The sequence below is a fragment of the Thalassospira sp. MCCC 1A01148 genome, from assembly GCF_001613795.1.
In the GTDB taxonomy this organism is placed as follows: Bacteria; Pseudomonadota; Alphaproteobacteria; order Rhodospirillales; family Thalassospiraceae; genus Thalassospira.
Map to the genome: position 1 here is coordinate 123,754 of NZ_LPVZ01000019.1, position 26,175 is coordinate 149,928.

Here is a 26,175-nt window from a genome sequence, read left to right on the forward strand (position 1 = left end):
ATCGCCGTTCACGGCAGTTGCCGGACGCCCATCACAATCGTGTGAAACTTTTGTGCAACAAGGAATTTATCGAATATACCCGCCTGTCGTTACCCTTGGACGACGTCCTGGCGTTGCGCACCCAAGCCCTCGATTCCAAGTTCCACGACATCACCCGGCTTGAGGTAAACTTGCGGGTTCTGTCCCATGCCAACACCAGGCGGCGTACCGGTCGAGATGATGTCACCCGGCTGCAAGCTCATGAAGCACGACAGATAGCTGACCACATGGGCCACGCCATACACCATGGTTTTCGTACTGCCGTCCTGATAGCGCACACCATTGACATCAAGCCACATGGCAAGGTTTTGCGGATCCTCGATCTCGTCGCGGGTCACAAGCCACGGACCCGTCGGGCCAAAGGTATCAGCACTTTTGCCTTTCACCCACTGACCGGAATGCTCAAGCTGGAAAGTGCGCTCCGAGACATCATTGATCAAACAATAGCCTGCGACATAATCAAGCGCGTCGGCTTCATCGACATATTTGGCATGCTTGCCAATCACAATGCCAAGCTCGACCTCCCAGTCGGTTTTTGTCGAACCGCGCGGGATTTCGATGGCATCATTCGGGCCGCACACGGCCGACGTCGCCTTAAAGAAAATGATTGGTTCGGGCGGAACGTCCATACCAGCCTCAGCCGCATGGTCCGAATAATTCAACCCGATACAAATGAACTTGCCCGGCTGGCCGACACAGGCCCCAATGCGCGGGTTGCCCGACACAACAGGCAGACTTTCAGGATCAAGTGCTGCAATACGCGCAAAGGTTTCATCAGAAATCGTGGTCGGATCAAAATCATCAACCACACCCGACAGATCCCGAATGACACCACCAACATCACAAAGCCCCGGTTTTTCTGCCCCCAATGGGCCATAGCGCAAAAGCTTCATGAATTCTCTCTCCTGAGTTCGTCATTGGGATGATTTGCGCGTCTTGTTCTTCGCCAAACGCTGCAAAAAGATGGGTTATTCCTCATACAATATTGATGTCATATCATGTTCCCCCAAGGCAAGCCTCTTGGACAAAACATTATCCAATTAATTCAACAGCATTGTTCTGGTCCGGCAATTCGATATCATCGCAGCCAAAATCAGTTCGGCATGAAACGGAAACGACGACCATGATGAAAACCATAACTGCGGCTGATGGCCATACACTGGATTGCTGGTTTGAAGACCCTGTTGGCGCGCGCCGCGGCGGTATCGTGATCCTGCAAGAAATCTTTGGCGTCACCGATCAACTCAAGGGTGTTGCAAGAAAGTATGCTGAACTTGGCTATGAGGTTGCCGTCCCTGCCCTGTTTGACCGGATTGAACCCAAGGCGGCTGTCGACTTCAACGATTTCGAGCGGGCCCGCGCCTTGATGATGGCGTCTGACCTGTCAGACAATCTTTGTGACATTGATGCCACCATCAACGCCCTCAAGGCCAATGGCGGCAAAGTTGCGGTGATCGGTTTTTGCTGGGGCGGTGGTTTGGCTTTGCGCTGTGCCCAAAGCCTTGATATCGCGGCAGCTGTGGCATTTTACGGGACACGGCTGAACCTGTATCTGGACCGCCCGTTGGCCAAGCCGTTCCTTGGACATTTTGGCCTTGCCGACAGTCACGTGCCGATCGAGATGATCGAAGAGGCAAAGGCCGCCATGCCCGACATGGAAATCCACATGTATGAAGCCGGTCATGCCTTCGCCAACGAAGCGCGCACAGCCTATGTCCCCGCCGCTGCTGAAGTGGCCCATGCCCGCACGCAAGAATTTCTGGCAACGCATTTGAAGTAGTCTGCTTGCCGCCCGCATTTCGCGTAGAGGATATCTGCGGATCCCGTGGCCCGTGCCCTTGGCCCGAAGACAGCACCAACAAAACCGCGTCACCTGGATTTAGTGGTTGCAAAACACCCCCGTCACATAACGAATGACGGGGGTGTTTTGATGCAAGCTTGTTGTTTTACTGGGCGCTGAGCTGTTCGAACAAACGGGCTACGGCCTCGGCCCCGGGGTCAATATGACCTTCAAGCTGTTCGGCATTGATATAGGATGCGCGCCCGGCTTTTGCCTTCACAATGGTCGAGGTATGAACAGCCCCCTTGCGCGCAGCATCTGCCGCAGCCGAAAGGTCTTTTTCTTCAAGAGCATTCAGTGCGGGTTTCAGGGCATCAACCATGGTGCGATCACCAAGCTCAGCCCCCCCGATTTGCTGCATCCGCTCCAGACCGTCCTTGAGCGATGCGACCATCGAGCGCCCGCTTGAGGCCGCATCACCGGCAGCGGTAAAGAAGATTGCCAGCAACACACCGGATGATCCGCCCATTGTCTGGCTAAGCTCCTGCCCGATGGCGCGCAAAAGCTGGGTGTGATCGGCAAGCGGCAGTCGATCAAGCGCCCCCATCAAGGCCCTTGCGGCAGTGGCAAGCGTTGAGCCTGTATCCCCGTCACCTGACTTGGCATCAAGCGCATTCAGGTCATTCTCGGCATCAATCAGAATGTGACAGCATTGGGTCAGGAACGCCGCTGTCTGCCGGTGTTCAGAGGGGATCGGCTGTATCGGCGTCAGTCCATCGGGAAGCTCAACAACACTGACCGGCTTTATCGGGTTGCATCCAGGCCACGCCGACGGGGCGCAGGGTGCCGACAACCAGGCATGGTCTTCGGCACTAACCGGATACACGGAAACAGAAAAGCCCCGCATATCAAGCGACGTCATCATGGCGGCTGGCCCTACGATGAATTTCAGATTCTTGGCAATCGACGAATTGATCAGGTCGTTTGCCAGAATCGCCATCTCAAGCACAGACGTCCCGCCAAGGTTGTTGAGCAACACCACATGCGGCTTGTTTTCCATCACCGCAGCAAGTTTGGCCGTGACCGCAGCCATGGCCTGTTCGGCATTATGGTAATCAATCTGCTGAACACCCGCTTCACCGTGAATACCAAGGCCAAGCTCTGCCTTACCATCACCAATGCGGTTTTCCTTGGGGGAACCCGGAACGGTACAGGTATCAAGTGACATGCCGATGGATTTGGTCCCGGCAATCACCCGCTCGGCAGCCGCAGTGACATCTTCAAGCGACGCCCCGCTTTCGGCCATCGCACCTGCTATCTTGTGAACAAAAAGCGTCCCCGCCACACCGCGGGGCTGCGGCAAGTCCGGCAAGGCAATATCATCATCAACAATGACAATGTTGACCTTAAGACCAAAAGCACGCGCGCGTTCTGCTGCCAAACCAAAATTCAGCCGGTCGCCCGTATAGTTTTTGACAATCAGCAAACACCCTGACGGGCCGGTGACAGACAAGATACCGGCAAGCACCGCGTCAACCGACGGAGATGCAAACACATCCCCGCAAACAGCTGCCGTAAGCATGCCCGCCCCGACAAATCCGGCATGTGCCGGTTCATGGCCGGAACCACCACCAGACACGATGGCAACCTTTGACTTGTCCCAGTCGTTGCGCACAACCACGCGAATATGCGGATAACCGTCAATCCGGGCCAACTTACCGCCGGATGCCTTTATCACACCGTCAATGGCTTCGGTTACAGTCGCGTCTTTATTGTTTATGAATTGGGCCATTGTGATCTCCTTCAGGCCATCCGGGCGCCATCAGCGCCGAAGTAGAATGGGTTCCGTGGACTAATCTTGACGATGTCTCCGGTTTTCAGTTCGGTGTGGGCATCGGTGACCGTGATCAGGTCATGGGACTTGAACGTCAGATGCAGGCGCGTCTGATCCCCAAGATGCTCAACCCGCTGGACAAAGCTTTCTTCGCCCTCGCCCTGAATGATTTGTTCCGGACGCAATCCGATTTGGGTTGCGCCGCTGGGGGCGCCTGCAAAAACATCGGCAGGCAGAACATTGATCCGTGGCAGGCCAAGGCGGCTTGCCGCATAGATACTGACCGGATCTTCATAGATCTCGCGCGGTGCCCCGAACTGAACCAACCGCCCCTGATCAAGCACCCCGACATGGGTTGCCATGGTCATGGCTTCGATTTGATCGTGGGTAACGTACAAAAGGGTCGCACCCGAGTCCGCCTGAATGGATTTCAGTTCAACCCGAAGATCTGCACGCAGCTTGGCATCAAGGGAACTTAGCGGTTCATCCATCAGATAAACTGTTGGTTTACGCACCAGCGCCCGCCCGATTGACACACGCTGCATCTCGCCGCCTGACAACTCGGTCGCCTTGTTGTCCAGCTTGTGACTGATCTGCAAGATTTCGGCGATTTCACCGACTTTGCGTTTGATTTCATCCCTGGGCGTTTTCAGAATTGGTGATTTCAGCGGGAATTCCAGATTTTCGCGCACCGTCATATGCGGATAAAGCGAATATTGCTGAAACACCATGGCGACGTCGCGTTGCGCCGGGGTCAGCCCGGTCATGTCGCGGCCACCAATCATGATTTGCCCGGCATCCGGCTTATCAAGCCCCGAAACCATGCGAAGCGTTGTGGTTTTTCCAGCCCCGGTCGGCCCCAGCAGCACAACAAAAGAACCATGCGGAATGGTCATAGTCACATCATCAAGCGCCACATCCGCCCCAAAACGCTTGGTTACGCCGGTCAAGCTTACCTCAGCCATGTCCGAGCACTCCTTCATTCGCCTGTGAACGCAATGCCTTGCCATGTTGGGCATCGAACAATGTGATGGTTCTTGGATCAAACCGCAGACCAATCAACTGCCCGTTCGTTACCACTTCATGGCTGGGGACACGCGCCTTGAGCAAACCATTTGGCGTATCGAAAGTGACGATCTGGGTGGTGCCAAGATACTCGGTCGCAATCACCCGCCCGCGATAGGGCGCATCATCATCAAAATCGACATGTTCGGGACGTATGCCAAATGTCAGTTTGCCATTTGCTCCTTCGCGGCTTTGCGGCACCTCCATGGGGACATCGTTTAACCGTACCTCTGTTCCGCCAGTGCCAATCATCCCGTCGAACTCAAGAAAGTTCATTGGTGGCGATCCGATAAATTCGGCAACAAAGCGGGTCGCAGGCCAGTCATAGATGTCCTGGGGAACGCCAAACTGTTCGACAACGCCATGGTTCATAACCACGATCTTGTCGCCCATCTGCATTGCTTCGAGCTGATCATGGGTGACGTAAACCGTGGTTGCCCCCATCCGGTCATGCAGCGCGCGCAGTTCCTCGGACATATGTTCGCGGAACTCGGCATCCAGCGCACCAAGCGGCTCATCCATGAAAAATGCCTTGGGGTCACGGACAATTGCCCGACCCAACGCAACGCGCTGGCGATCACCGCCGGACAACCCGCCAACCGGGCGGTCAAGGATGTTCGTGATGCCAAGAATCTCGGCAACTTCCCCGACCTTCTTCTTGATATCGCCTGATTTCATCCCCTGACTTTTCAGAGGATAGCTGATATTGGCGCGCACATTCATATGCGGATAAAGGGCAAACATCTGAAAAACAAAGGCAATATCGCGCTGGCTCGCAGGCTTTTGGCCCACTTCCTCGCCATCGATAAAGATTTCGCCCCGGGTTGGCAATTCAAGCCCGGCCATCATGCGCAGCGTGGTCGTCTTGCCACAGCCAGACGGCCCCAGAAGCATGAAGAACTCGCCGTCTTCAATCGTGAAGCTTGACGACTGAACCGCCGTAAACGCCCCGAAATCCTTGCGCACGTTTTCAATTCTGATCTGTGCCATGGGTTACTCCGGGAAATGGCTGACGATGATGAACATGACTGTTCCGATCAGCGTGGTGATAAAGGAATAGGTGTAAAGCGTGATCGCAAACGGTTGCATCAGCATGACAACACCCAGCGCAATAAGAACCGACGCCACCATTTCCCATGGACCACGGCGCAGCATCAGAAGTTTATTGATGAAATTGCTCATTTGCGTACGGCTCCAAACGTGATCCCGCGCAACAGATGTTTGCGCAACAGGATGGTGAAGACCATGACGGGCACAAGGAAGATGGTTGCCCCGGCGGCAACCGCCGGCCAGTCCTTGCCACCCACACCAATGATTGTCGGGATGAAGGGTGGCGCTGTCTGGGCAGTACCAGACGTCAGCAGCACAGCAAACGCATATTCGTTCCACGCAAAGATCAAACAGAAGATTGCTGTGGATGCGATGCCCGTAGCCGCCTGTGGCAACACCACCTTGTAGAAGGCCTGAAAACGGGTATAGCCATCAATGAGGGCGGCTTCTTCATACTCAATCGGGATTTCATCAATGAATCCCTTCAGCAACCAAACCGACAATGACAGGTTTACGGCCGTATAAAGCAGGATCATTCCCAAATGCGTGTCATTCAGCCCTAGATTTCTGAACATCAGAAAAATCGGAATGGCGACCGCAATTGGCGGCATCATGCGCGTTGAAAGAATGAAGAACAGCAGGTCATCCTTGAGCGGCACCCGAAAACGGCTGAACGCATAGGCAGCAGCCGTCCCAAGGATCATGCACAGTGCGGTTGAGCCAAAACCGATAATGACCGAGTTGAGGAAACGTTCACCATAGCGCGACGGACCGCTGATCACGGTTCCCTGATTGCGCGCGATTTCTTCGTACCAGGTTTCGGGCTCCCCGGCTTCTTCAAGCATATCGTCGGTCGCCCGTGTACGTTCGGTAAACAGGTTCACATATCCTTCCATCGATGGTTCAAAAACCACCTTTGGCGGATAGGCGATGGAATCAGCAGGTGACTTGAACCCGGTCGCAATGATCCATAACAAGGGTGCGATCGTTACCAGCGCATAGCCAACAACAAGGACCCCGGCGACCCATTTGGTCCCCTTATTTGGTTCTGTAACAGAAAAACTCATCTTTCTTTTACCTTGTTGAGAGCTTTGACATAAATCGACGCAAGCCCGAACACAGTGACAAACAGAATGACGGCATAAGCCGACGAATATCCGGTTCGCCATTTTTCAAAGGCTTCGCGTTTCAGATCGATTGACGTCAATGTCGTCGTATTTCCGGGACCACCGCCCGTAAGCTGGACCACAAGGTCAAACATCTTGAAGTTCTCAATCCCGCGGAACAGTACGGCCAGCATCAAGAACGGCAGCACCATGGGAACCGTGATCGTCCAGAACTGCCGCCATTTCGACGCCCGATCACACTCGGCCGCCTCATAGATACTTTCGGGAATTGATCGCAGACCTGCCAGACAGATCAGCATCACGAACGGCGTCCACATCCAGGTATCGGCAATCACGATTGCCCAGGGTGCCAGATGCACATCACCAATCATCGAAAAGCTTGCCGGATCAGCACCGTTAAAGAAGGCGATGACATAATTGAAAAGACCAATTTGCGGCTGATACAAAAAGGTCCAGAAGTTGCCGACCACCGCTGGTGACAGCATCATTGGAAAGACAATTATCGTCGTCCACAGGTCGTTACCCCGGAACTTCTTGTTAATCAGGAATGCCAGCATAAAACCGATCAGGACCTGCAAGACGATGGTCCAGATCAGAAAATGTGCCGTTGCCTGCATCGTGTTCCAGATATCGGAATCGGTCAGGATGCGCTCGTAATTGCGCAACCCCACCCAATCAACATCACGGTTGGGGCGGTTTACACGGCTGTTGGTAAAGCTCAGCCAGACCGTCCAGATCAGTGGGAAAATGTTGATCGCCAGCAACAGGAAGATCGTTGGTGCAACAAAAATCCATGCAATGCTTCGGTCCGACAGGCCCCGAATGTGCCGCGCCACACCGTCCGGCGTCGCGCTGGCGATCTTTTCGATCGGAATATTCTTCATTATGGATGCCCTTGACCATGCGGCAAGGCCACACGGTTTCTGCTTTTGTCAGGAATGGTCCCGGCGCAATTACACATCACACCAGGACCGGTCCAGAGCCAGTCATCTTCAATAAGACGACTTACAGCTTACCTTCGTCTTCGAAGACTTCGATCCAGTCCTTGACCAGATCATCAAGCGCTTCCTTTGCCGTGCCGTCACCGGCAACAACATAGTTGTGGACGCGCTCCTGCATCGACAAAAGCAGATCGGCATAAGCAGGTTCCGCCCAGAAGTCCTTCACGATGGCCATGCTATCAAGGAAGGTCTGTGCATATGGCTGGCTGCTGGCGAAACCGGGATCTTCGACCACGGCACGCAGCGCAGAATAGCCACCAAGCTCCCACCAGCGGGCCTGGATTTCAGGCTGGGCAAACCACTTGATGTATTCAAGCGCGGCATCCTGTTTTTCGGAATAGGCAACAACCGAAATTCCCTGGCCACCAAGCTGGGCGTATTGCCCTTCCGGACCTGCCGGGTTCGGGAAGTATCCCGATTTTCCACCACCAACATTGGCATCGGCTTCAACCCCGGGCCAGATGAAGGCGAAGTTCATCTGAAGGGCAACCTGGCCAGATTTATAGGCATCAATATTTTCGCCCATATACCAGTTCGAAGACCCCGGGGGCGTGGCGGTATCATAAAGTTCCTTGTAATACTCCAGCCCGGCGACCGCACCGTCGGAATTGACAAACCCTTCAATATCATAGGGCTGATCCGGGTTTTCATACTGGAAACCATAGTTGTACAGCGCGTTGGTGACACCCATGGTGATGCCTTCAGAGCCACGCTCTGTATAAATCGCCGCACCATAGACCGTGTTTCCATCAATCTCGCGCCCCTGGAAGAACTGCGCAATATCTTTCAGTTCCTCAAGGGTTTCCGGCACGCCCAGTTCACGGCCGTACTTTTCCTTATACTCGGCACGGATTTCCGGACGCTCGAACCAGTCCTTGCGATACGTCCAGCCGACCACATCCCCGAAAGCCGGCAGCGCGTAGTAATTCGGTGTGTTTTTGGGCCATTCGGCATAACCGGTCACGGTAGCCGGAATGAAGTCGCCCATATCGATGCTGTTCGCATCAAAGAAGTCATTCAGTTTGACGTAGTGACCGTTTTCGGCACCGCCACCAATCCACTGGCTGTCGCCGATCATCAGATCACAAAGTTGACCACCTGAATTCAGCTCATTGAGCATACGGTCAGCAAACGAGGTCCACGGCACAAACTCAAAGCTCATGTTGTGGCCGCTTTTGGCCTCGAAGTCCTTGGAAAGTTCTACCAGGGCATTTGCCGGATCCCATGCCGCCCAGCAAAGGGTTAGATCTTCTGCAGCGGCGGCTGTTGGAAGCGCGCCTGCCACGATTGCGGACGCAACCGCGGTCTTTAAAACTGTTGATTTCATTTTGTTTTTCCTCCCGTTGGAAAGTCGCAGCTTTTTAGCGACTGCGACACTTCTACCACAAGTTTTTGAGGTACGCACCTCAAAATGAGCATTTTTTGCGGTACGTACCTCAATTTTCTTGCAGAGACGTCTCCGATGGTTGAGGGTAAGATAGAAAAAAACAGACTGAATCTGGGCCTTATGAAACAATGAGACCGACCACAAAAGATCTTGCGAAGGCCGCCGGTGTCAGCCTTGCGACGGTTGACCGGGTACTGAATGGACGATCCGGTGTGCGCCAGAAAACCGTCGATGCCGTTAACGACGCAATCACGCGCATCGGCTTTGAACGCAATCAGGTCGCCGCCACACTGGCCCGCCAGCGCGGCTATCGATTTGGATTTGTCGTGCCGCGTTCCGGTGACGAGTTCCTGAGTGTCATCATCAAACATATCTCTGAATTTGATCAGGCCAGCCGGGCCGAGATGATCCAGACAAAAGTCATTCGCATTGACGACCATGACCCCCATCGCGCAGCAAGAACGCTTTCGCGTCTGTCAGCAGATGAATATGACGGCATCGCAATCATGGCCCCGGAAACCCCGCAAATTCGCGATGCGCTTTATCGGATGCGTGAACGCGGCATTCAGACGGTTGCTATTGTTTCCAACCAGCAGGAAGAAGACGGCCAATCGTTTGTCGGCATTGATAACGTGGCCGCGGGCGCCACAGCCGGGCGCCTTATGGCGCGGTTTCTTGGCACCCAATCGGGTGATATCCTTGTCCTTGCCGAAACCATGCAATCTCGCGACAGCCTTGAACGGCGCCTTGGCTTTGACCGCATCATGAGCCCCGGCTGCCCGCAATTCCATGCGCTGCCAACCCTTGAAACACATGGCTATCCGGAACGAACCAAACTTGTTCTGGAAAACGCCTTCGCCGCCCACCCCGATATCGTCGGATTGTACATCATGGGCTCGGAAGCGCGTTTGGCAATTGAATGCGCACGCAAGCTAAACCCTGACAAGAAACTGATTACCATTGCGCACGAGCGCACCCCATCCACTGAACAGGCGTTACGTGACAACAGGCTTGATGCACTGATCAATCAAGATCCCGGCCACATTGTACGAAGCGCCATTCGCACCCTCAGAGCCAAATGCGAAAACCGCGAGACACTGGCCTCTCAGGAACGCATTCGCATCGAAATTCTGATTTCCGAAAATCTGTAACGCGCCGATGTGGTGTGGCCTTCAAGAAAACATTTGGCAAAGCTGGTCAATGGCCGACTTCGCCCACCAGAACCGCAATCAGATCGCAGAATGCTTGCGATAGCCCGGTGCAAACAGAAGCCTGGCCGATGTGATGCCGGTGTTATTTTCCCAGGTGGTACGTTCCATCAGGAAAAGCGATGTGCCGGGGTCGGTGCGCAGCACCTTCGCCTCTGCCGCGCTGGCATTGACCGCGGAAAAATAGATATCGCCGCGCGTATAGGGTGCATGCAACACCAGCCATTCATTGGCGCTGATTTTTTCAAGATCGGCATCAAGGATCGTCGGGGTTGCCTTGATCGACACCCAGCGATCCTCAAACATGAACGGTTTGCCATCGGCCAGATGAAGCGACGTGATATGCAGCATGTCGCTTTCGGCCGTGACACCCAGATTGGCGCAGATTTCCGGGGGCGGTGTGCGCCGTTCGCTAAACAGCAGGGCGTAGGCATATTTCTGTCCGCGCCCTTCGATCTCAAGCCGGATGACCGGAATATCAAGCTTGGCGCGCCGCACCGGGTGGGCCGCCACGCGCGTGCCCGCCTTGCGCCTGCGATCCAGGAACCCTTCGGATGCCAGTTCGCGCAGCGCACGGTTCACGGTGGCCCGCGCACAGCCAAGTTGCTCGGCCAGCTCGACTTCCTTGGGGATCAGATCGCCGGGCTTCCAAACACGCGTATGAATGCGGCGCAAAACCTCGTCATGGACGGATTGCCAGCTTTGCTGTTCCGTGCTGTTCACACTGCTTCCTTGAGTTGTTCCATCACTTTGCGATACCGGCTGGTGATTGCGTCATGGGCGATGTGGCGGCCCTCGGTCACAACATGGCGACCGGCCGACCAGACATCACGCACCATGCGATCATCTCCGGCAAAGATATATGTATCGAGGATCGTATCGCCTGTCCGGCCGATCAGGTCAACCGCCGAACCATCAAGGGCCATCAAATCGGCCAGTGCGCCGACCTCAATCCGGCCTGCATCGCGCCCGGCGGCCTGTGCGCCGCCCTTGGCCGCTGCATCATAAATGCGCCGTGCGGTCGATTTTTGTTCGGTTGCCAAAGCCGCGCGGGAATTATCGCGCAGGCGCTGGCTGTATTCCAATGTGCGGAGTTCTTCCGAAAGCGAAATACGGATATTGGAATCCGATCCCACACCAATCACGCCACCGGCATTGAGATAACGAACGCCATCAAAGATACCATCGCCCAGACTGCTTTCGGTGATCGGGCACAGCCCCGCCACAGCACCGGTTTTGGCGAGGGCAAGCGTTTCGTGTTCTTCCATCTGTGTACAGTGGATCAAACACCAGTTCGCATTAACATCGGCATTTTCAAGCAGCCATTCGGTCGGGCGCTTGCCCCAGCTTTCACGAACTTCATCGACCTCGGCCAGTTGTTCGGCCAGATGCATGTGGATCGGTCCGTCCTTGGAAAGAAGACTTGTCGCAAGCAGGTCTTCACGGCCCACCGCACGCAGGGAATGCGGCGCGACACCCATTACCGTATCCGCGGGAAGGTTTTTGATTGCGCGAGCGGATTCCTCATACAATTTGGTAAACTGGTCGGGATCGTTGCCAAACCGGATTTGACCGGGACCAAGCGGGCGCTTGTCACAGCCGCCATATTGATAATGCACCGGCAGAAGCGTCAGGCCGATGCCGGTGATTTCGGTGGCCGCTGCGATACGTTCGGCCATCTCGGCGATATTGTCATACAAATGCCCGCCGGGGCGGTGATGCAGGTAATGGAACTCTGTATTGTTGGCATACCCGGCTTCCAGCATTTCCATCTGAACGAAGGCTGCGATCGCCTCGACATGGTCCGGGGTCAGCTGATCCAGAAAGCGGAACATCAATTGCCGCCAGGTCCAGAAGGTATCGCGCGGATCAGGGCCGCGCCTTTCGGTCAGGCCGGCCATGGAGCGCTGAAACGCGTGGCTGTGCAGGTTTGAGATCGCCGGAAGAAGAATATCGGTTTTGCTCGTGGCATCGGATGGCGCAGCAGAATCGGCCTGAATCGCAGCAATTCTGCCATTCTCATCAATCTCGATCCGGACATTGTGCTGCCAGCCTGATGTCGTAAGTGCCTGATTTGCCCAAAGAACCTTCATTGCCTCTACCCGTCTTGACAGAAATATTATGTACGTACATATTATCTTTAATAACAAACTTATCAAGGGGTGATGCTTCGCGATGCTGCTTCGAAACGCAAAAATCGTCACGATTGAGGATCAGGACAGTTATGGCCTGATCGAGTGCGGCGCGATTGCCATCAAGGACGGCCTGATCGATTGGGTTGGCGCGGATGACGCCATCCCGGCCGAATATCTTGACGGTCCAGTGCGTGACCTTGAAGGTCGCCTGATCACCCCGGCCCTGATTGATTGCCATACCCATGTTGTCCATGGCGGCGACCGCGCGGTTGAGTTTGAAATGCGCCTGCAGGGTGCAAGCTATGAAGAAGTCGCGCGTGCTGGCGGCGGCATTGTTTCGACCGTGAAGGCGACCCGCGAAGCATCAATTGAGGATCTTCTGACATCCGCCCTACCGCGCGTGGATGCGCTGCTGGCAGAGGGCGTGTCGGTGATCGAGGTCAAGTCGGGTTACGGCCTTGATCGCGAGACCGAACTTAATATGCTGCGCGCAGCCCGGAAAATTGCCGATCATCGTAATGTGCGGATCAAGACCACCTTCCTTGGCGCCCATGCGGTGCCGGTTGAATATAAAGACAACCCGGACGGCTATATTGATGATGTCTGCATTCCGGCCCTGAAAGCCGCCCACGCCGAAGGGCTGGTGGACGCCGTTGACGGTTTCTGCGAAGGCATTGCCTTTAACACCGATCAAATCAAACGCGTTTTTGATGTTGCCCGCGAGCTTGGCATTCCGGTCAAACTCCATGCCGAACAGCTATCGAACATCGGCGGCACCAAACTGGCCGCCGAATATGGGGCAATTTCGGTCGATCATATTGAATACGCCACCGAAGAAGACGCGGTCGCCATGGCCAAGGCTGGCTCCGTCGCGGTACTTCTGCCCGGTGCGTTTTATACCCTGCATGAAACCCAGTTGCCGCCGATTGACGCATTCCGCAAGCACGGCGTGCCGATGGCAATTGCGACCGATTGCAATCCCGGCTCTTCGCCGCTGGCATCAATCCTTTTGACCATGAACATGTCCTGCACGCTGTTCCGCCTGACGCCCGAAGAAGCGCTTGTTGGCGCGACTGCCCATGCGGCGCGCGCCCTTGGTCTGTCGGATACCGGTCGGATCAAGCCGGGACTGCGGGCTGATCTTGCCATCTGGAATGCCAAACACCCGGCCGAGCTTGCATACCGCATCGGGTTCAACCCGCTGTTCGAACGCATTGTTGGCGGTGAAAGCACCGCCGCCTGAACCCAAAGATAACTGCGCCACCGCATCAACATATGCCCTGAGGATAGATTATGACTGTCACCCTTATCCCCGCCTCGGTCAAACTGGCAGAGCTTGAACGCATCTGGCGTGATCAGGTCGCAGTCAAACTCGACCCATCGGCCCGCGACGATGTTGAAGCCGCAAACGCAATGGTGCGCAAGGCGGCCGACGGCAGCGACGCGGTATATGGCGTGAATACAGGCTTTGGCAAACTGGCCTCGGTCAAGATTGCCCCGGAAGATACCGAAACCCTGCAACGCAACCTGATCCTCAGCCATTGCTGCGGCGTGGGTGAGCCGCTTGATATCGCGACCACCCGTTTGATGATGGCGTTGAAGTTGCTGTCGCTTGGTCGCGGGGCATCGGGTGTGCGCTGGGATCTGATCGAACTGATCGAAGGCATGCTGGCCAAGGGTGTTACCCCCGTCGTCCCGTCGCAAGGATCGGTTGGCGCATCGGGCGATCTGGCCCCGCTGGCGCACATGGCAGCCGTCATGATCGGTGCGGGCGAAGCCACATATGAAGGTAAAACCCTTCCGGGTGGCGAGGCACTTGCCAAGGCCGGCCTGACCCCGGTTGTACTGGGTCCGAAAGAGGGCCTGGCGCTGATTAACGGTACGCAGTTTTCCACAGCCTGCGCGCTGGTCGGGCTGTTTTCGGCATGGCGCAATGCGGCGAGTTCGATTGTCACAGCATCGCTTTCGACCGATGCCATCATGGGATCGACCGCCCCGCTGGTCGATGAAATCCATACGCTGCGCGGTCATCCAGGCCAGATCAATGTCGCGCGTGCGATGCGCGATCTGATGACCGGATCGGAAATCCGCGAAAGCCACCGCGAAGGCGATACCCGCGTTCAGGACCCCTATTGCATCCGCTGCCAGCCGCAAGTCACCGGGGCGGCGATGGATTTGCTGCGCTTTGCCGGTCAGACGCTTGAGATCGAAGCCAATGCCGTGACCGACAACCCGCTGGTTCTGAAAGAAGACGGCCGCATTGTTTCGGGCGGCAACTTCCATGCCGAGCCGGTGGCGTTTGCCGCCGATCAGATCGCGCTTGCCGTTGCCGAGATCGGTGCAATTGCCCAGCGCCGTGTCGCATTGATGGTCGATCCGACCCTGTCACATGATTTGCCGCCGTTCCTGACCCCGGAGCCCGGCCTGAATTCCGGCCTGATGATTGCCGAAGTCACGACCGCAGCCCTGATGAGTGAAAACAAGCATCTCGCCAACCCGTGTTCGACCGATAGCACACCGACCAGTGCCAATCAGGAAGACCACGTGTCGATGGCGGCCCACGGCGCACGCCGCCTGGCCCGGATGAACGCCAATCTTTCCAAAATTCTTGGTGTCGAGCTGATCTGTGCCGCGCAGGGTGTTGAATTCCGTGCGCCGCTTAAGACCAGCCCGGGGCTGCTCAATGTTCTGAAATCCGTTCGTGCCGACATTCCGACCGTCAAGGAAGACCGTTACATGGCGCCGGATTTGGCCAAGGCCGCAGAGCTTGTAAGCCAAGGCACCCTTGTCGCCGCGGCCAAGCTTTCGGGCTTTGTCGTTGGGGAGGATGCATAATCATGACCAACCCGGTTGAAATCAAGCGCGGCGATAGCCCGGTCGTTCTGGGTCTGCCCCACACGGGTACTTTTGTGCCAGGTGACATTGCAGCAAAGCTGAATGATCGTGGCCGTGAACTGGCTGATACCGACTGGCATATTCACACCCTTTATGACGGGTTGCTGGATGGTGCGACGACGGTGCGTGCGACGTTCCATCGTTATGTGATTGATGCCAACCGCGACCCCGAAGGTGTCAGCCTTTATCCCGGTCAAAACACCACCACCCTTGTGCCGCTGACCGATTTTGACGGCGAGAATATCTGGAACGTTGCCCCGACCGAGGATGACATCGCCTATCGGGCGGCAACCTTCCACGCGCCCTATCATCAGGCACTGGCCGCCGAGCTTGAGCGCGTGCGCGCCAAACACGGTGTGGCGATCCTTTATGATTGCCATTCGATCCGCTCGCACATTCCGTTCCTGTTTGACGGGACCCTGCCGGACTTCAATATCGGCACCAATCTGGGCGCGACATGCGATCCGATGATCGAAACGCTGACGTCGGAAATCTGTTCGCAGGCCCAAGGATACAGTGCGGTTCTGAACGGTCGTTTCAAGGGTGGCTGGACCACCCGCCATTACGGCCGCCCGGAGATCAATCAACACGCCATCCAGATGGAACTGGCGCAATCCACCTATCTGACGGCCGAGGAAGCCCCTTGGTCCTATGACGAAAGCCGTGCAGCAAAATTGCGCACGCATCTTACTGAAATCCTTAAGACACTGGCCGATTTGGCCCCAGCACTAAGAGGCAAGTCATGACCAACAATCCGCGTCACAACCAGCGTGATATCTATCCCGACACCGGGAGCGAAATTTCGGCGAAAAGCTGGCTGACCGAAGCACCGATGCGCATGTTGATGAACAACCTGCATCCCGATGTTGCCGAAAACCCGCATGAGCTGGTTGTTTATGGCGGCATTGGCCGGGCTGCGCGCACCTGGAAGGACTTCGATCAGATCGTTGCCAGCCTGAAGGAACTTGAAGATGATCAGACCCTTCTGGTGCAGTCAGGCAAGCCGGTTGGTGTATTCCGCACCCACAAGGACGCACCGCGCGTTCTGATCGCGAACTCCAACCTTGTGCCGCATTGGGCCAACTGGGACCATTTCAACGAACTCGATAAGAAAGGTCTGGCGATGTATGGCCAGATGACGGCGGGTTCGTGGATCTATATCGGGTCACAGGGCATCGTTCAGGGCACCTATGAAACCTTTGTCGAGGCAGGCCGCCAGCATTATGACGGTGACCTTAAGGGCAAATGGATCCTGACCGGTGGCCTTGGCGGCATGGGTGGCGCACAGCCGTTGGCCGCCGTGATGGCCGGTGCATGCTGTTTGGCAGTCGAGTGCGATGAAACCCGTGCAGACTTCCGCCTGCGCACCCGTTATGTCGACGAGAAGACCCATTCGCTGGACGAAGCGCTTGAAATGATCGAACGCTGGACCAAGGCAGGCGAAGCCAAGTCCGTTGCCCTGATCGGCAATGCGGCCGATGTCTTCCCGGAACTGGTCAAGCGCGGCGTTCGCCCGGACATCGTCACCGACCAGACATCAGCACATGATCCCGTGCATGGATACCTGCCGCAGGGTTGGACCGTTGCCGAATGGCGCGAAAAGCAGGAATCCGATCCCAAGGCTGTCTCCAAGGCCGCACGTGCTTCGATGCGCGTTCAGGTCGAGGCCATGGTTGCCTTCCACGAGGCGGGCGTCCCGACGGTCGATTACGGCAACAACATCCGTCAGATGGCGCTTGAGGAAGGGTTTGAAAACGCCTTTGCTTTCCCGGGGTTTGTTCCGGCCTATATCCGTCCGCTGTTCTGCAAGGGCATCGGTCCGTTCCGTTGGGCAGCACTTTCGGGTGATCCGGAGGACATCTACAAGACCGACCAGAAGGTCAAGGAACTGATCCCCGATGATCCGCACCTGCATAACTGGCTGGATATGGCGCGCGAACGCATTTCGTTCCAGGGCCTACCGGCGCGTATTTGCTGGGTCGGTCTGGGACAGCGCCATCGTCTGGGTATGGCGTTTAACGAAATGGTCAAGAATGGTGAACTGAAAGCCCCGGTCGTCATCGGGCGTGACCATCTTGACAGCGGTTCGGTCGCAAGTCCGAACCGCGAGACCGAAGCCATGAAAGATGGCTCGGATGCGGTCAGTGACTGGCCGTTGCTTAATGCGCTGCTGAATACGGCGTCCGGGGCAACCTGGGTATCGCTGCATCATGGCGGCGGTGTCGGAATGGGCTTCTCGCAGCATTCCGGCATGGTGATTTGTTGTGACGGCACAGAAGATGCCGCACGAAGGGTCGAACGCGTCCTTTGGAACGATCCCGCAACCGGTGTGATGCGTCATGCGGATGCAGGATATGACATCGCACTGGATTGCGCACGAGAACACGGGCTGAACCTGCCCGGGATTCTCGGCAAGTAAGTCGAACTTTCACGTGGGGGCAATGACGATTGCCCCTGCACCGCCCTTTTGGGGTACAATCAAGGAGGCTTCTTAACATGAAAAGACGTGAATTTCTGACCGCCGGTGTTGCCGGCGCAGGTGCAGCGGCCGCTGCAACATTCGCAACCCCTGCCATCGCACAGGACAAGCGCCAGTGGAACATGGTTACCGCATGGCCGAAAAACCTGCCTGGGCCGGGTGTCGCTGCACAGAAACTGGCAGACCGTATCACCACACTTTCGGGCGGTCGTCTTGAAGTCAAACTTCATGCGGCTGGCGAACTGGTTCCGGGCAATGGTGTTTTTGACGCCGTCGCCGAAGGTACGGCCGAGATTTATCACGCGGTTCCGGCATACTGGGGTTCGAAATCCAAAGGTATCCTTCTGTTCGGGTCGCAGCCGTTTGGCCTGCGTGCCGATGAACAGGTTGGCTGGCTGAACTATGGTGGCGGTCAGGAACTGTATGACGAAGTCTATGGCCAGTTCGGTCTTAAACCGTTCCTTTGCGGTAACTCCGGCCCGCAGTGGGCAGGTTGGTTCCGCAACGAAATCAACTCGGTAGATGACCTCAAGGGTCTCAAGTTCCGTACCACCGGTCTGGCATCGGAGATGTGCTCGAAACTTGGCATGGCGGTTCAGGCCATGGGCGGCCGTGACATGTTCCAGGCACTTCAGTCTGGTGCGCTTGATGCCGGTGAGTTCATTGGCCCGTGGAGTGACAGTGCGCTTGGCTTCTATCAGGTTGCCAAGAACTACTACTGGCCGGGTGTTGGTGAGCCGTCCTCAGCCGAGGAATGTGCGGTGAACGCCAAGGCCTATGCCGATCTTCCCGATGACCTGAAAGCCGTCGTCAAGTTCGCGGCAGACAGCCTTTATAACGAAGTCTGGACCGAGTACGAGACCAAGCATGCCATGGCGCTGAAACAGCTTGTTGCAGAACAGGATGTCAAGGTTCGCAAGCTTCCGGACGAAGTTGTCGAAGCCATGGCCAAAGCCGGTGCCGAGGTGATTGCGGAGCTTCGCGAAAGCGACGATGCACTGACCCGCAAAGTTACGGAAAGCTTTGTTTCTTACCGTGACCTGATCGGCGGTTACATGACCTATGCCGATAACGGTCAGATGAATGCACGCGCCAAAGCGCTCGGCTTCTGATAAACACTGAAACCGACGCTGGACAAACCAGCGTCGGTTTTTTCTTTTCAGGCGTGCCTTTCGCGGGGAGATGTCATGCAACGCCTTGCTGATGCACTTGATCAGGTAAACATTTGGACCGGAAAGACTGTGCGCTGGTTCGCACTTTTGATGGTTCTGTTGCAATTTACCGTGGTCATGCTGCGCTATGTTTTCGGGTTTAGTTCGATTGCGCTAAATGAAAGCGTTCTGTATCTGCATGCCGCTTTGTTCATGTTGGGGGCGGGTTATACGCTGTTGGTTGATGGCCATGTCCGCGTGGACATTTTTTATGCCGCAGCCACCGACAGGACCAAGGCGCGGATCGATGCGTTTGGCTATGTGGTACTGGCAATCCCGTCGATGGCAGCCCTGCTGTATTGGACCTGGCCGTCGGTGGTCAATTCGATCGCGATGATGGAAGGGGCCATTTCGGTGGGTGGCATTCCCGCCGTCTGGCTTTTGAAATCACTGATACCGGCCTTTTGCATTCTTTTGATTATTCAGTCTGTCGCCTGCTTGCTCAGACAGATCATTGCCTTGCGCAGTGGCGTTGAAGACCGGGGTGCGCAAAGCTAATGGAATATCTTGATCTTTTGATGTTTGCCGCCCTGATGGGCTGCATCCTTCTGGGCTTTCCGGTGTCGTTTTCGATTGCCGGAACGGCGGTGATTTTTGGCTATCTCGGCTGGGTCACGGATTCGATGAATATCGGCCTGATGGGGGCGTTCGGTCAGCGCGTGTTTGGTACGCTGACCAATGATGTCCTGATCGCCATCCCGCTGTTTGTCGTCATGGGTGTCGTCCTTGAACGATCCCGCATTGCCGAAGATTTGCTCCATACCATGGGCCGACTGTTTGGGCAGTTGCGCGGCGGCCTGGGCATTTCGGTGGTGCTGGTGGGGGCGTTGCTTGCGGCCTCGACCGGGATTGTCGGGGCCACTGTCATTGCCATGGGCATGATTGCCCTGCCAACCATGTTGCGCACTGGCTATAACCCCAAAATGGCATCGGGCCTTGTCTGCACCGCAGGCACATTGGGCCAGATTATCCCGCCCTCGACGCTTTTGATCATTCTGTCTGACGTGATGTCGTCGGCCTATCAGCAAGCGCAATACGAACAGGGCAAGTTCACGATTGAAACCATTTCGGTCGGGCAGATTTTTGCCGGCGCGCTGATCCCCGGCCTGACGCTGGTGGCGATTTATATCATCTATATCCTGCTGCGCGGGGTGTTCCGCCCGGCCGACATGCCACCGGTGCAAAGTGATGATGGCCGCCCCAGTGTGGGCGAAGTGGTCGGTGCAGTTTTGCCGCCTGTGCTTCTGATCATTGCCGTGCTGGGTGCCATTCTGGGCGGCGTTGCCACCCCGACCGAGGCGGCGTCAGTGGGTGCAATCGGCGCGATCCTGATGGCGGGCGTCCGTCAGGGGGCGAACCGCAATCTGGTTCTGACCGGGACTGTGGCACTTCTGATTCTTGCAGTCATGGCTGGTGTCGCGCCAGTGCGTTTCCAGCGCAGTGATCTGACCGGTTTCGATTATGTGTTGGGTGCCGGTTATGTGACGCTGGCTGTTGTCGGAATTATCGCGATCCTCGCCTGCCTGCGTCAGGCATGGAAGACCGACATTCTGAAATCGGCCCTGACGTCGACCATGACGGTCAGCTCAATGATCTTTGCCACCATCCTGACGGCCAGCATGTTCTCGCTGGTGTTTATCGGGCTGGGCGGCGAAGACCATGTAGAAGAAATTCTTGAATCCATGCCGGGTGGCCCGACAGGGGCGCTGATCTTCTGCATGGCGTTGATCTTTGTGCTGGGCTTCTTCCTTGATTTCGTTGAAATCACGGTGATCCTGCTGCCGCTGATTGCGCCGGGCCTGATCATGATGGGCCACGATCCGGTGTGGCTGGCGATCCTGATTGCAATCAACCTGCAGACATCGTTCCTGACCCCGCCATTCGGCTTCTCGCTGTTTTATCTGCGCAGTGCCGCCCCGCCGGAAATCACCACCGGCCAGATTTATCAGGGCGTCATTCCGTTCATCGCCCTTCAGCTGTTTGGCATTTTCGTGATCTGGCTGTGGCCGTCACTCGCCAACTGGCTGCCAAGTGTCGTGTTCTAAGTAAAAACCCATCGAAAACAAAAAACGCCCCGGTTCGTTCCGGGGCGTTTTTTAGTGCTGGCATATATGGGCAAGGTCAAATGTATCAAGCTGATTGCTGCCCTTTGTGACACGTAATTGCAAGGCCACCCAAAGCATCACACCGGAAAGTTGTAGATATTTGCATTGCCGTTTTGGCGGAATTCGGCGAGAACTTAGGAAACAATAAAACGAAAAACGCTGAGAACAGGGAACGCTCGTGACCGGATTTCATTGGTCCCGAAATCAACGACTAAGCCTTGTGGGCCGATATACCTTGTTATCGGTCGGTGTTGTCGTGTGCGCGCTTCTGGCACTCAGTTTCTTTTATCAGCGCTTTTCCAATGAACTGATTGACCGTCTGACTGGTGAACGGCTCAGTGCGCAGGTCGCGGCAACGTCAAACAAGCTTTCTGCCTTTCTTGATGCGCGCATCTATCAGCTGGTTACGCTGTCCAACCACCCGGCCCTGCCGGCCTTTATTGAAGCGCCGAATTCCCCACAGGCTGAAGAGGCCCTGACCCTGCTTCGGGTGGAGGCAGATTCGCCCGACCTTTATGGTGTGCTGTTTTTTGACTGGTACGACAATCTTGATCGCCTGGTCGCCGGCCAAGCCGCATCCGGCCCGCCTTATTGGTCGAAAAACGGCTGGGATATTTCCGGCCTGCCGCGTGTAGAGCACGAAGGTATTGAGTTTATCGGTCCCAAATTGCCCGAAAATGGCAATTCCGGCTGGATCTTGATGCGGGCCCATATCCGCGATACCGGCTTGGGGCAGAACACGTCTGTGGCCCTGCATGTGCGTCTGGCATCCCTGACCGAGCTTCTGGCAAGTGCCGGGGTGTCGGGCGTGATTGATCCGCTTTTGCGCACGCCGGGCGGTATTGTTCTTGATGCCACCGGGCGGCCGACCGAGGTCACTGGCGAACTGATCGAAGGCCCCAGCATCCTTCCGGGATGGAACCTTGTGATGAGTGTTCGACCGGGCACCATCCTGCAGCCGATTGATGAAACGCGCTTTTGGCTGACGGTGACAGCCGCCGTCATCATTGTGGTTATTCTGGCGATCTTTTTTGCCCTGTCGCGCAGTCTGCGCCGACGGGTCGATACACTTGTTCAGGGGGCACACAGTATTGCATCGGGCGATCTGTATTACCGCCTGCCCGAAGGTCGCCGTCGCGATGAAATCAGCACGGTCGCCAAGGCCTTCAACACCATGGCCTGGCAGCTTAAAGACCTGATTGATCGGACAGTGCGCGCCGAAAAACTTGCCGTTCTGGGCCAGTTTGCCACCGGTGTGGCGCACGAGGTCCGCAATCCGCTGGCGACGATGAAAACCACCGTTCAGGCCCTTGTGCGCAAGGAACCCGATGGCGAGCGCAAAACACTTTTGGATGATATGGGCCACCAGATTGATCGTCTGTCACGCGTGGTGAATGATCTTCTGGCCTATGGCCGACCGGGTGAGGCTTGCCCGCAGGAAACCGAAATACGGGATCTGTTCCGACAGTCATCGCGCGTCCTGACCCCGGTCGCCGAAGAGGCCCAGGTGCGGTTTTACACCAGCGGCGATTCCCGCCTGACGATCTTTGTCGACCCCGATCAGGTGCTGCAGATCCTGCTCAATATCGGGATCAATGCGATTCAGGCCTGCCAGCCCGGCGGCACAGTGAGCCTGCGCGCAGAACGCCACCACGATCAGGTCGAAATCCGCGTCACCGATGATGGCTCCGGCATCCCCAAAGAGCATTTGCTTGACGTCGTGCAGCCATTTTTTACCATGAAAAGCAAAGGAACCGGACTTGGCCTGACAATCAGCCAACAACTGGTCGAGTCAAATAACGGTTCAATCAATATTGAAAGTGCCCCGCAAGAGGGCACGACAATCACATTGAAGTTCCCGGCAACGAAATCGGAAACTTCAAAGGAGGAAACATCGAAAAATGCCCCGCCAGATCAGGATTCTGATCGTTGATGATGAAGAATCATTCGTCCGATCACTAAGCTTTGCGCTTCGTACCGAAGGCATGGATGTCACCGGCGTCCATTCCGGTGAAGATGCGTTTTTGCAAGTCCGTGAAAACAAGTTCGATATCATCCTGCTTGATCTGCGCCTGCCCGGTGCCGATGGTATGGAGGTCCTTGATAGCATCCGCAAACTTGATATCGACGTGCCCGTCATCATGATTTCGGCCCATGGCGATACCCGTGCGGCGGTGAAAGCCGTCAAGCTTGGTGCGGCCGATTACCTGAGCAAGCCGTTCGAACTTGATGAGCTGATCCACACGATCAACACCACCCTTGATCAGAACCGCACCGCGCTTGAGCTTGATTACCACCGCAAGCGCAATGTCCCGACCAACGGTCTGATTGGCGAATGCGCGCCGATGCGCGAATTGCGCACAACGATCGACCGTGTCGCACAAAGCAGTGCCAGCCGCATCCTGCTGCAAGGGGAGTCCGGGACCGGCAAGGCGCTGGTTGCGCGCGCAATTCACGGCCAAAGCCCGCGTGCCTCCAACGCCTTTATCGAGGTCAACTGTGCCGCCCTGCCAGAACAGCTGATTGAAAGCGAACTGTTTGGCGCCGAAAAGGGCTCCTACACCGGCGCGCATCAGAAACGCACCGGCCTTGTCCGTCTTGCCGATGGTGGCAGTCTGTTTCTGGATGAAATCGGCGAATTGCCGCTGGCGCTGCAGGCGAAGTTCTTGCACTTCCTTGAAAACGGCGACTATCGCCCGGTCGGGAGCGAACATTCCGCATCGGCCGATGTCCGCGTGATTGCCGCGACCAACCGCGACCTTGCCGAGGAAGTCCGGTTGGGCAATTTCCGTGAAGACCTGTTTTACCGCCTGAACGTCATCACCATTGATATCCCCGCCCTGCGCCACCGCGGCGAGGACATTATCAAACTGGTCGACCATTTCGCCGATCATCAGGCCAAGGCCGAAGGATGCCATCCGATCCATTTTGACGATGCAACCCTTGATCTGCTGCGCCATCATCGCTGGCGCGGCAATGTGCGCGAACTTAAAAACCTGATTGAGCGTCTGACCATTCTTTATCCGTCCAAACAGATTTCGCCCGACCTGCTGCCGGCTGAATTCCACGTCACGGATGATAACCCCGATGATCTGCATGGCGGAGTTTCGGATGGCAATGCGCAATTGCAGGACCGCATGGACAACACCGAGCGTCATCTGGTGCAAGATGCGCTTGATCAGGCCGACGGTCACAAAGGCCGTGCGGCAGAAATACTTGGTATTTCACGTCATGCCCTGAAACGCCGACTACAAAGGCTGGGCCTGCAATAACGTATCCCCAACCCGAAGCATTTCCGATGCACCCTTGAGCGGTTTCCGCTCAAGGGTGTTTTGCTGTTTGAGCGCCTAACGCTCAAATTCGCGCTCAAGACCGCTCCATGATTTTGGCCCAAAACGGTCAATCGCGCGGCTTTCCTGACTTTGCGCCGAAATTTCGCAACTGGCACAGCCTTTGCGGAATAGCGAGACAAAGGTACAAACGCGGATGGAACAACCATTCGCAGGGAGGAAAGTCATGGAGATGCTCAAACACCCGGTTTCCGGGTGCATCACCATTATTGTAGCCACGTTCGCACTGTTTGCGGCCAATACCGCACAGGCAGAACGTTTTGAGCTGGGCGCATCTGCACAGAACGCAGATGCTGTCATCGGCTGTTTGTACCCGATGACCGGACGGTCGGCCACCTATGGCCGCGACAGTATTTCCGGCATCAAGATCGCCCTTCAGGACCTCGAAGCCGAAGCAAAGTCCGGCCTGGATGTGCCCAATCTGCGCGTCATCGCCGATGACCCGCGATCAAAGGCATCCTATGCGGTCCGTCTGGCACAGGATTTCATCACCAATGACAATGCCAAGTTCTTCTGCGGCATCGTGTCATCGGGAGTGGCCCACGCCGTGAGCGATCTCGCCAAGAACGAAAAGATCATCATGGTCGGTACCGATCATGCATCATCGCGGCTCAGCATCGAGGCCGGCCACGATTATTACTTCCGCGTCACCAATGACAGCTGGACGTCGATGGCCGCCGGTGCGCGCTATTTACGCGATCTGCAAAAGGAAACCGGGTGGAAACGCCTTGCCTTTGTCGGACCGGATTATGATTACGGCCATGTTTCCTGGACGGATCTGCAACTCGCCCTTGATGAACTGGGTGTCGAATATGAGACCGTCGGCGATCTGTGGCCGAAGCTTTATGAGCCGGATTATTCGATTTACATCAACGCCCTGCAATCGGCGAAGGCCGACGTGGTCGTAACCGCCCTTTGGGGCGGCGATTTCATCGCCTTTATCAAGCAGGCGGCATCAACCCGTTTCTTTGAAACCACCCGTCTGGCCAATTTCGATACCGGTGCAAATTACGATGTGATGATGGCCCTTGGTGATCAGCCCTATCCGGGTTTGATCCTGTCGGCACGCCATCACAATAACTGGCCCGACACCGGCCGTAACAAGCGGTTCGTCAAACAGTTTCACGACATGACCGGGCGTTATCCGACCTATGCGGCCGAAGGCGCCTATACCGGGATCATCGCCATTGCACGCGCCATTGAAAAGGCTGGTGGCGTTGACGATGACCGCGCGCTCATCACCGCACTTGAAGGATTGCAACTGGCCCTGCCCGAAGATCCGCCGGGCTTTGCATCCTATATCGATCCCGAAACTCACCAGATTGTCCAGGCGCAAGCCGTGGGCACGGTCGTCCACAACGAAGACTTTCCACCATCGAAACTGATGGTGGGGAACTGGGCGATCTACGATGCCGAAGACCTCAAACCATCGAAAGAGATGGTCAAACGTCGCCGCGATGCCGTGGCCGGCGGGTCAGAGGCAGTTCCACCGCCAACTCCATGACCTTT

At 56.1% G+C, this 26,175-nt stretch carries 22 protein-coding genes; 12 read left to right on the forward strand and 10 right to left on the reverse strand.

All coding sequences use genetic code 11. The annotated features are described in order from the left end of the window. Positions 1 to 89 precede the first annotated feature (89 nt). Positions 90 to 932 (reverse strand): fumarylacetoacetate hydrolase family protein, encoded by an 843-nt coding sequence (locus AUQ43_RS08435; RefSeq protein ID WP_062955819.1) that lies wholly within the window; start codon positions 930 to 932, stop codon positions 90 to 92. Between the two features lie 230 nt (positions 933 to 1,162). Between AUQ43_RS08435 and AUQ43_RS08440 the strand changes: the two genes are divergently transcribed. After that, positions 1,163 to 1,819, forward strand: coding sequence for a dienelactone hydrolase family protein (locus AUQ43_RS08440; RefSeq protein WP_062956036.1), 657 nt, complete (start codon positions 1,163 to 1,165; stop codon positions 1,817 to 1,819). A gap of 166 nt (positions 1,820 to 1,985) precedes the next feature. Here the strand turns inward: AUQ43_RS08440 and AUQ43_RS08445 are convergent, their stop codons facing one another. The 7 genes from AUQ43_RS08445 to AUQ43_RS08475 all read right to left on the reverse strand — a co-directional run bounded on the left by AUQ43_RS08445 (position 1,986) and on the right by AUQ43_RS08475 (position 9,223). Further along, positions 1,986 to 3,611, reverse strand: a complete 1,626-nt coding sequence (locus tag AUQ43_RS08445; RefSeq protein WP_062955820.1) for a dihydroxyacetone kinase subunit DhaK — start codon at positions 3,609 to 3,611, stop codon at positions 1,986 to 1,988. 11 nt (positions 3,612 to 3,622) lie between these two features. Then, the gene (locus AUQ43_RS08450) at positions 3,623 to 4,618 is read right to left on the reverse strand and encodes an ABC transporter ATP-binding protein (RefSeq protein WP_062955821.1); all 996 of its coding nucleotides are present in this window, start codon (positions 4,616 to 4,618) and stop codon (positions 3,623 to 3,625) included. Then, positions 4,611 to 5,708 carry an ABC transporter ATP-binding protein gene (locus AUQ43_RS08455; protein WP_062955822.1) on the reverse strand — a complete coding sequence of 366 codons (1,098 nt, stop codon included), beginning with the start codon at positions 5,706 to 5,708 and terminating at the stop codon, positions 4,611 to 4,613. Before AUQ43_RS08455 ends, AUQ43_RS08450 begins: the two co-directional genes overlap by 8 nt. Before the next feature lie 3 nt (positions 5,709 to 5,711). Beyond that, complete coding sequence (locus tag AUQ43_RS08460; protein WP_062955823.1) at positions 5,712 to 5,900, reverse strand: hypothetical protein; 189 nt, start codon at positions 5,898 to 5,900, stop codon at positions 5,712 to 5,714. Continuing rightward, on the reverse strand, positions 5,897 to 6,835 hold the full coding sequence (locus AUQ43_RS08465; protein ID WP_062955824.1) for a carbohydrate ABC transporter permease: 939 nt from the start codon (positions 6,833 to 6,835) through the stop codon (positions 5,897 to 5,899). Before AUQ43_RS08465 ends, AUQ43_RS08460 begins: the two co-directional genes overlap by 4 nt. Further along, the gene (locus AUQ43_RS08470) at positions 6,832 to 7,779 is read right to left on the reverse strand and encodes a carbohydrate ABC transporter permease (protein WP_062955825.1); all 948 of its coding nucleotides are present in this window, start codon (positions 7,777 to 7,779) and stop codon (positions 6,832 to 6,834) included. Before AUQ43_RS08470 ends, AUQ43_RS08465 begins: the two co-directional genes overlap by 4 nt. A gap of 121 nt (positions 7,780 to 7,900) precedes the next feature. Further along, complete coding sequence (locus tag AUQ43_RS08475; RefSeq protein ID WP_062955826.1) at positions 7,901 to 9,223, reverse strand: ABC transporter substrate-binding protein; 1,323 nt, start codon at positions 9,221 to 9,223, stop codon at positions 7,901 to 7,903. 188 nt (positions 9,224 to 9,411) lie between these two features. Between AUQ43_RS08475 and AUQ43_RS08480 the strand changes: the two genes are divergently transcribed. After that, positions 9,412 to 10,434, forward strand: coding sequence for a LacI family DNA-binding transcriptional regulator (locus tag AUQ43_RS08480; RefSeq protein WP_062955827.1), 1,023 nt, complete (start codon positions 9,412 to 9,414; stop codon positions 10,432 to 10,434). 78 nt (positions 10,435 to 10,512) lie between these two features. Here the strand turns inward: AUQ43_RS08480 and AUQ43_RS08485 are convergent, their stop codons facing one another. Both AUQ43_RS08485 and AUQ43_RS08490 read right to left on the reverse strand, forming a co-directional pair. Beyond that, on the reverse strand, positions 10,513 to 11,214 hold the full coding sequence (locus AUQ43_RS08485; protein WP_062955828.1) for a GntR family transcriptional regulator: 702 nt from the start codon (positions 11,212 to 11,214) through the stop codon (positions 10,513 to 10,515). Further along, on the reverse strand, positions 11,211 to 12,584 hold the full coding sequence (locus tag AUQ43_RS08490) for a formimidoylglutamate deiminase (RefSeq protein ID WP_062955829.1): 1,374 nt from the start codon (positions 12,582 to 12,584) through the stop codon (positions 11,211 to 11,213). The genes AUQ43_RS08485 and AUQ43_RS08490 overlap by 4 nt, the downstream gene beginning before the upstream one ends. A gap of 82 nt (positions 12,585 to 12,666) precedes the next feature. On the opposite strand from AUQ43_RS08490, the gene hutI reads away from it, so the two are divergent. The 10 genes from hutI (at position 12,667) to AUQ43_RS08540 (ending at position 26,170) form a co-directional block, all read left to right on the forward strand. Beyond that, a complete protein-coding gene (gene hutI / locus AUQ43_RS08495; RefSeq protein WP_062955830.1) occupies positions 12,667 to 13,869 on the forward strand; it encodes an imidazolonepropionase in 1,203 nt (400 codons plus the stop codon). Between the two features lie 50 nt (positions 13,870 to 13,919). Further along, the gene (hutH, locus tag AUQ43_RS08500; protein WP_062955831.1) at positions 13,920 to 15,461 is read left to right on the forward strand and encodes a histidine ammonia-lyase; all 1,542 of its coding nucleotides are present in this window, start codon (positions 13,920 to 13,922) and stop codon (positions 15,459 to 15,461) included. Positions 15,462 to 15,463: 2 nt separating this feature from the next. Beyond that, positions 15,464 to 16,267 carry an N-formylglutamate deformylase gene (hutG, locus tag AUQ43_RS08505; RefSeq protein ID WP_062955832.1) on the forward strand — a complete coding sequence of 268 codons (804 nt, stop codon included), beginning with the start codon at positions 15,464 to 15,466 and terminating at the stop codon, positions 16,265 to 16,267. Continuing rightward, the gene (gene hutU / locus AUQ43_RS08510; RefSeq protein WP_062955833.1) at positions 16,264 to 17,940 is read left to right on the forward strand and encodes a urocanate hydratase; all 1,677 of its coding nucleotides are present in this window, start codon (positions 16,264 to 16,266) and stop codon (positions 17,938 to 17,940) included. Before hutG ends, hutU begins: the two co-directional genes overlap by 4 nt. Before the next feature lie 77 nt (positions 17,941 to 18,017). Continuing rightward, a complete protein-coding gene (locus AUQ43_RS08515) occupies positions 18,018 to 19,112 on the forward strand; it encodes a TRAP transporter substrate-binding protein (protein WP_062955834.1) in 1,095 nt (364 codons plus the stop codon). Between the two features lie 75 nt (positions 19,113 to 19,187). Beyond that, positions 19,188 to 19,709, forward strand: coding sequence for a TRAP transporter small permease subunit (locus tag AUQ43_RS08520; protein WP_062955835.1), 522 nt, complete (start codon positions 19,188 to 19,190; stop codon positions 19,707 to 19,709). After that, on the forward strand, positions 19,709 to 21,256 hold the full coding sequence (locus AUQ43_RS08525) for a TRAP transporter large permease subunit (RefSeq protein WP_062955836.1): 1,548 nt from the start codon (positions 19,709 to 19,711) through the stop codon (positions 21,254 to 21,256). Before AUQ43_RS08520 ends, AUQ43_RS08525 begins: the two co-directional genes overlap by 1 nt. A 238-nt stretch (positions 21,257 to 21,494) precedes the next feature. Then, positions 21,495 to 23,249 carry a PAS domain-containing sensor histidine kinase gene (locus AUQ43_RS08530; RefSeq protein WP_062955837.1) on the forward strand — a complete coding sequence of 585 codons (1,755 nt, stop codon included), beginning with the start codon at positions 21,495 to 21,497 and terminating at the stop codon, positions 23,247 to 23,249. Beyond that, complete coding sequence (locus AUQ43_RS08535) at positions 23,218 to 24,588, forward strand: sigma-54 dependent transcriptional regulator (RefSeq protein WP_062955838.1); 1,371 nt, start codon at positions 23,218 to 23,220, stop codon at positions 24,586 to 24,588. Before AUQ43_RS08530 ends, AUQ43_RS08535 begins: the two co-directional genes overlap by 32 nt. 244 nt (positions 24,589 to 24,832) lie before the next feature. Beyond that, positions 24,833 to 26,170 carry an ABC transporter substrate-binding protein gene (locus AUQ43_RS08540; RefSeq protein ID WP_062955839.1) on the forward strand — a complete coding sequence of 446 codons (1,338 nt, stop codon included), beginning with the start codon at positions 24,833 to 24,835 and terminating at the stop codon, positions 26,168 to 26,170. Positions 26,171 to 26,175: the final 5 nt, after the last annotated feature.

Bases quoted from the DNA above. Each gene is read 5' to 3' on its own strand.
- hutH (WP_062955831.1), top strand. From the start codon at position 13,920: ATGACTGTCACCCTTATCCCCGCCTCGGTCAAACTGGCAGAGCTTGAA.
- AUQ43_RS08490 (WP_062955829.1), bottom strand. From the start codon at position 12,584: ATGAAGGTTCTTTGGGCAAATCAGGCACTTACGACATCAGGCTGGCAG.
- AUQ43_RS08535 (WP_062955838.1), top strand. From the start codon at position 23,218: ATGCCCCGCCAGATCAGGATTCTGATCGTTGATGATGAAGAATCATTC.
- AUQ43_RS08525 (WP_062955836.1), top strand. From the start codon at position 19,709: ATGGAATATCTTGATCTTTTGATGTTTGCCGCCCTGATGGGCTGCATC.
- hutU (WP_062955833.1), top strand. From the start codon at position 16,264: ATGACCAACAATCCGCGTCACAACCAGCGTGATATCTATCCCGACACC.
- hutI (WP_062955830.1), top strand. From the start codon at position 12,667: ATGCTGCTTCGAAACGCAAAAATCGTCACGATTGAGGATCAGGACAGT.
- AUQ43_RS08435 (WP_062955819.1), bottom strand. From the start codon at position 932: ATGAAGCTTTTGCGCTATGGCCCATTGGGGGCAGAAAAACCGGGGCTT.
- AUQ43_RS08515 (WP_062955834.1), top strand. From the start codon at position 18,018: ATGAAAAGACGTGAATTTCTGACCGCCGGTGTTGCCGGCGCAGGTGCA.
- AUQ43_RS08520 (WP_062955835.1), top strand. From the start codon at position 19,188: ATGCAACGCCTTGCTGATGCACTTGATCAGGTAAACATTTGGACCGGA.
- AUQ43_RS08440 (WP_062956036.1), top strand. From the start codon at position 1,163: ATGATGAAAACCATAACTGCGGCTGATGGCCATACACTGGATTGCTGG.
- AUQ43_RS08480 (WP_062955827.1), top strand. From the start codon at position 9,412: ATGAGACCGACCACAAAAGATCTTGCGAAGGCCGCCGGTGTCAGCCTT.
- AUQ43_RS08475 (WP_062955826.1), bottom strand. From the start codon at position 9,223: ATGAAATCAACAGTTTTAAAGACCGCGGTTGCGTCCGCAATCGTGGCA.
- AUQ43_RS08445 (WP_062955820.1), bottom strand. From the start codon at position 3,611: ATGGCCCAATTCATAAACAATAAAGACGCGACTGTAACCGAAGCCATT.
- AUQ43_RS08465 (WP_062955824.1), bottom strand. From the start codon at position 6,835: ATGAGTTTTTCTGTTACAGAACCAAATAAGGGGACCAAATGGGTCGCC.
- AUQ43_RS08470 (WP_062955825.1), bottom strand. From the start codon at position 7,779: ATGAAGAATATTCCGATCGAAAAGATCGCCAGCGCGACGCCGGACGGT.
- AUQ43_RS08540 (WP_062955839.1), top strand. From the start codon at position 24,833: ATGGAGATGCTCAAACACCCGGTTTCCGGGTGCATCACCATTATTGTA.
- AUQ43_RS08455 (WP_062955822.1), bottom strand. From the start codon at position 5,708: ATGGCACAGATCAGAATTGAAAACGTGCGCAAGGATTTCGGGGCGTTT.
- AUQ43_RS08460 (WP_062955823.1), bottom strand. From the start codon at position 5,900: ATGAGCAATTTCATCAATAAACTTCTGATGCTGCGCCGTGGTCCATGG.
- hutG (WP_062955832.1), top strand. From the start codon at position 15,464: ATGACCAACCCGGTTGAAATCAAGCGCGGCGATAGCCCGGTCGTTCTG.
- AUQ43_RS08450 (WP_062955821.1), bottom strand. From the start codon at position 4,618: ATGGCTGAGGTAAGCTTGACCGGCGTAACCAAGCGTTTTGGGGCGGAT.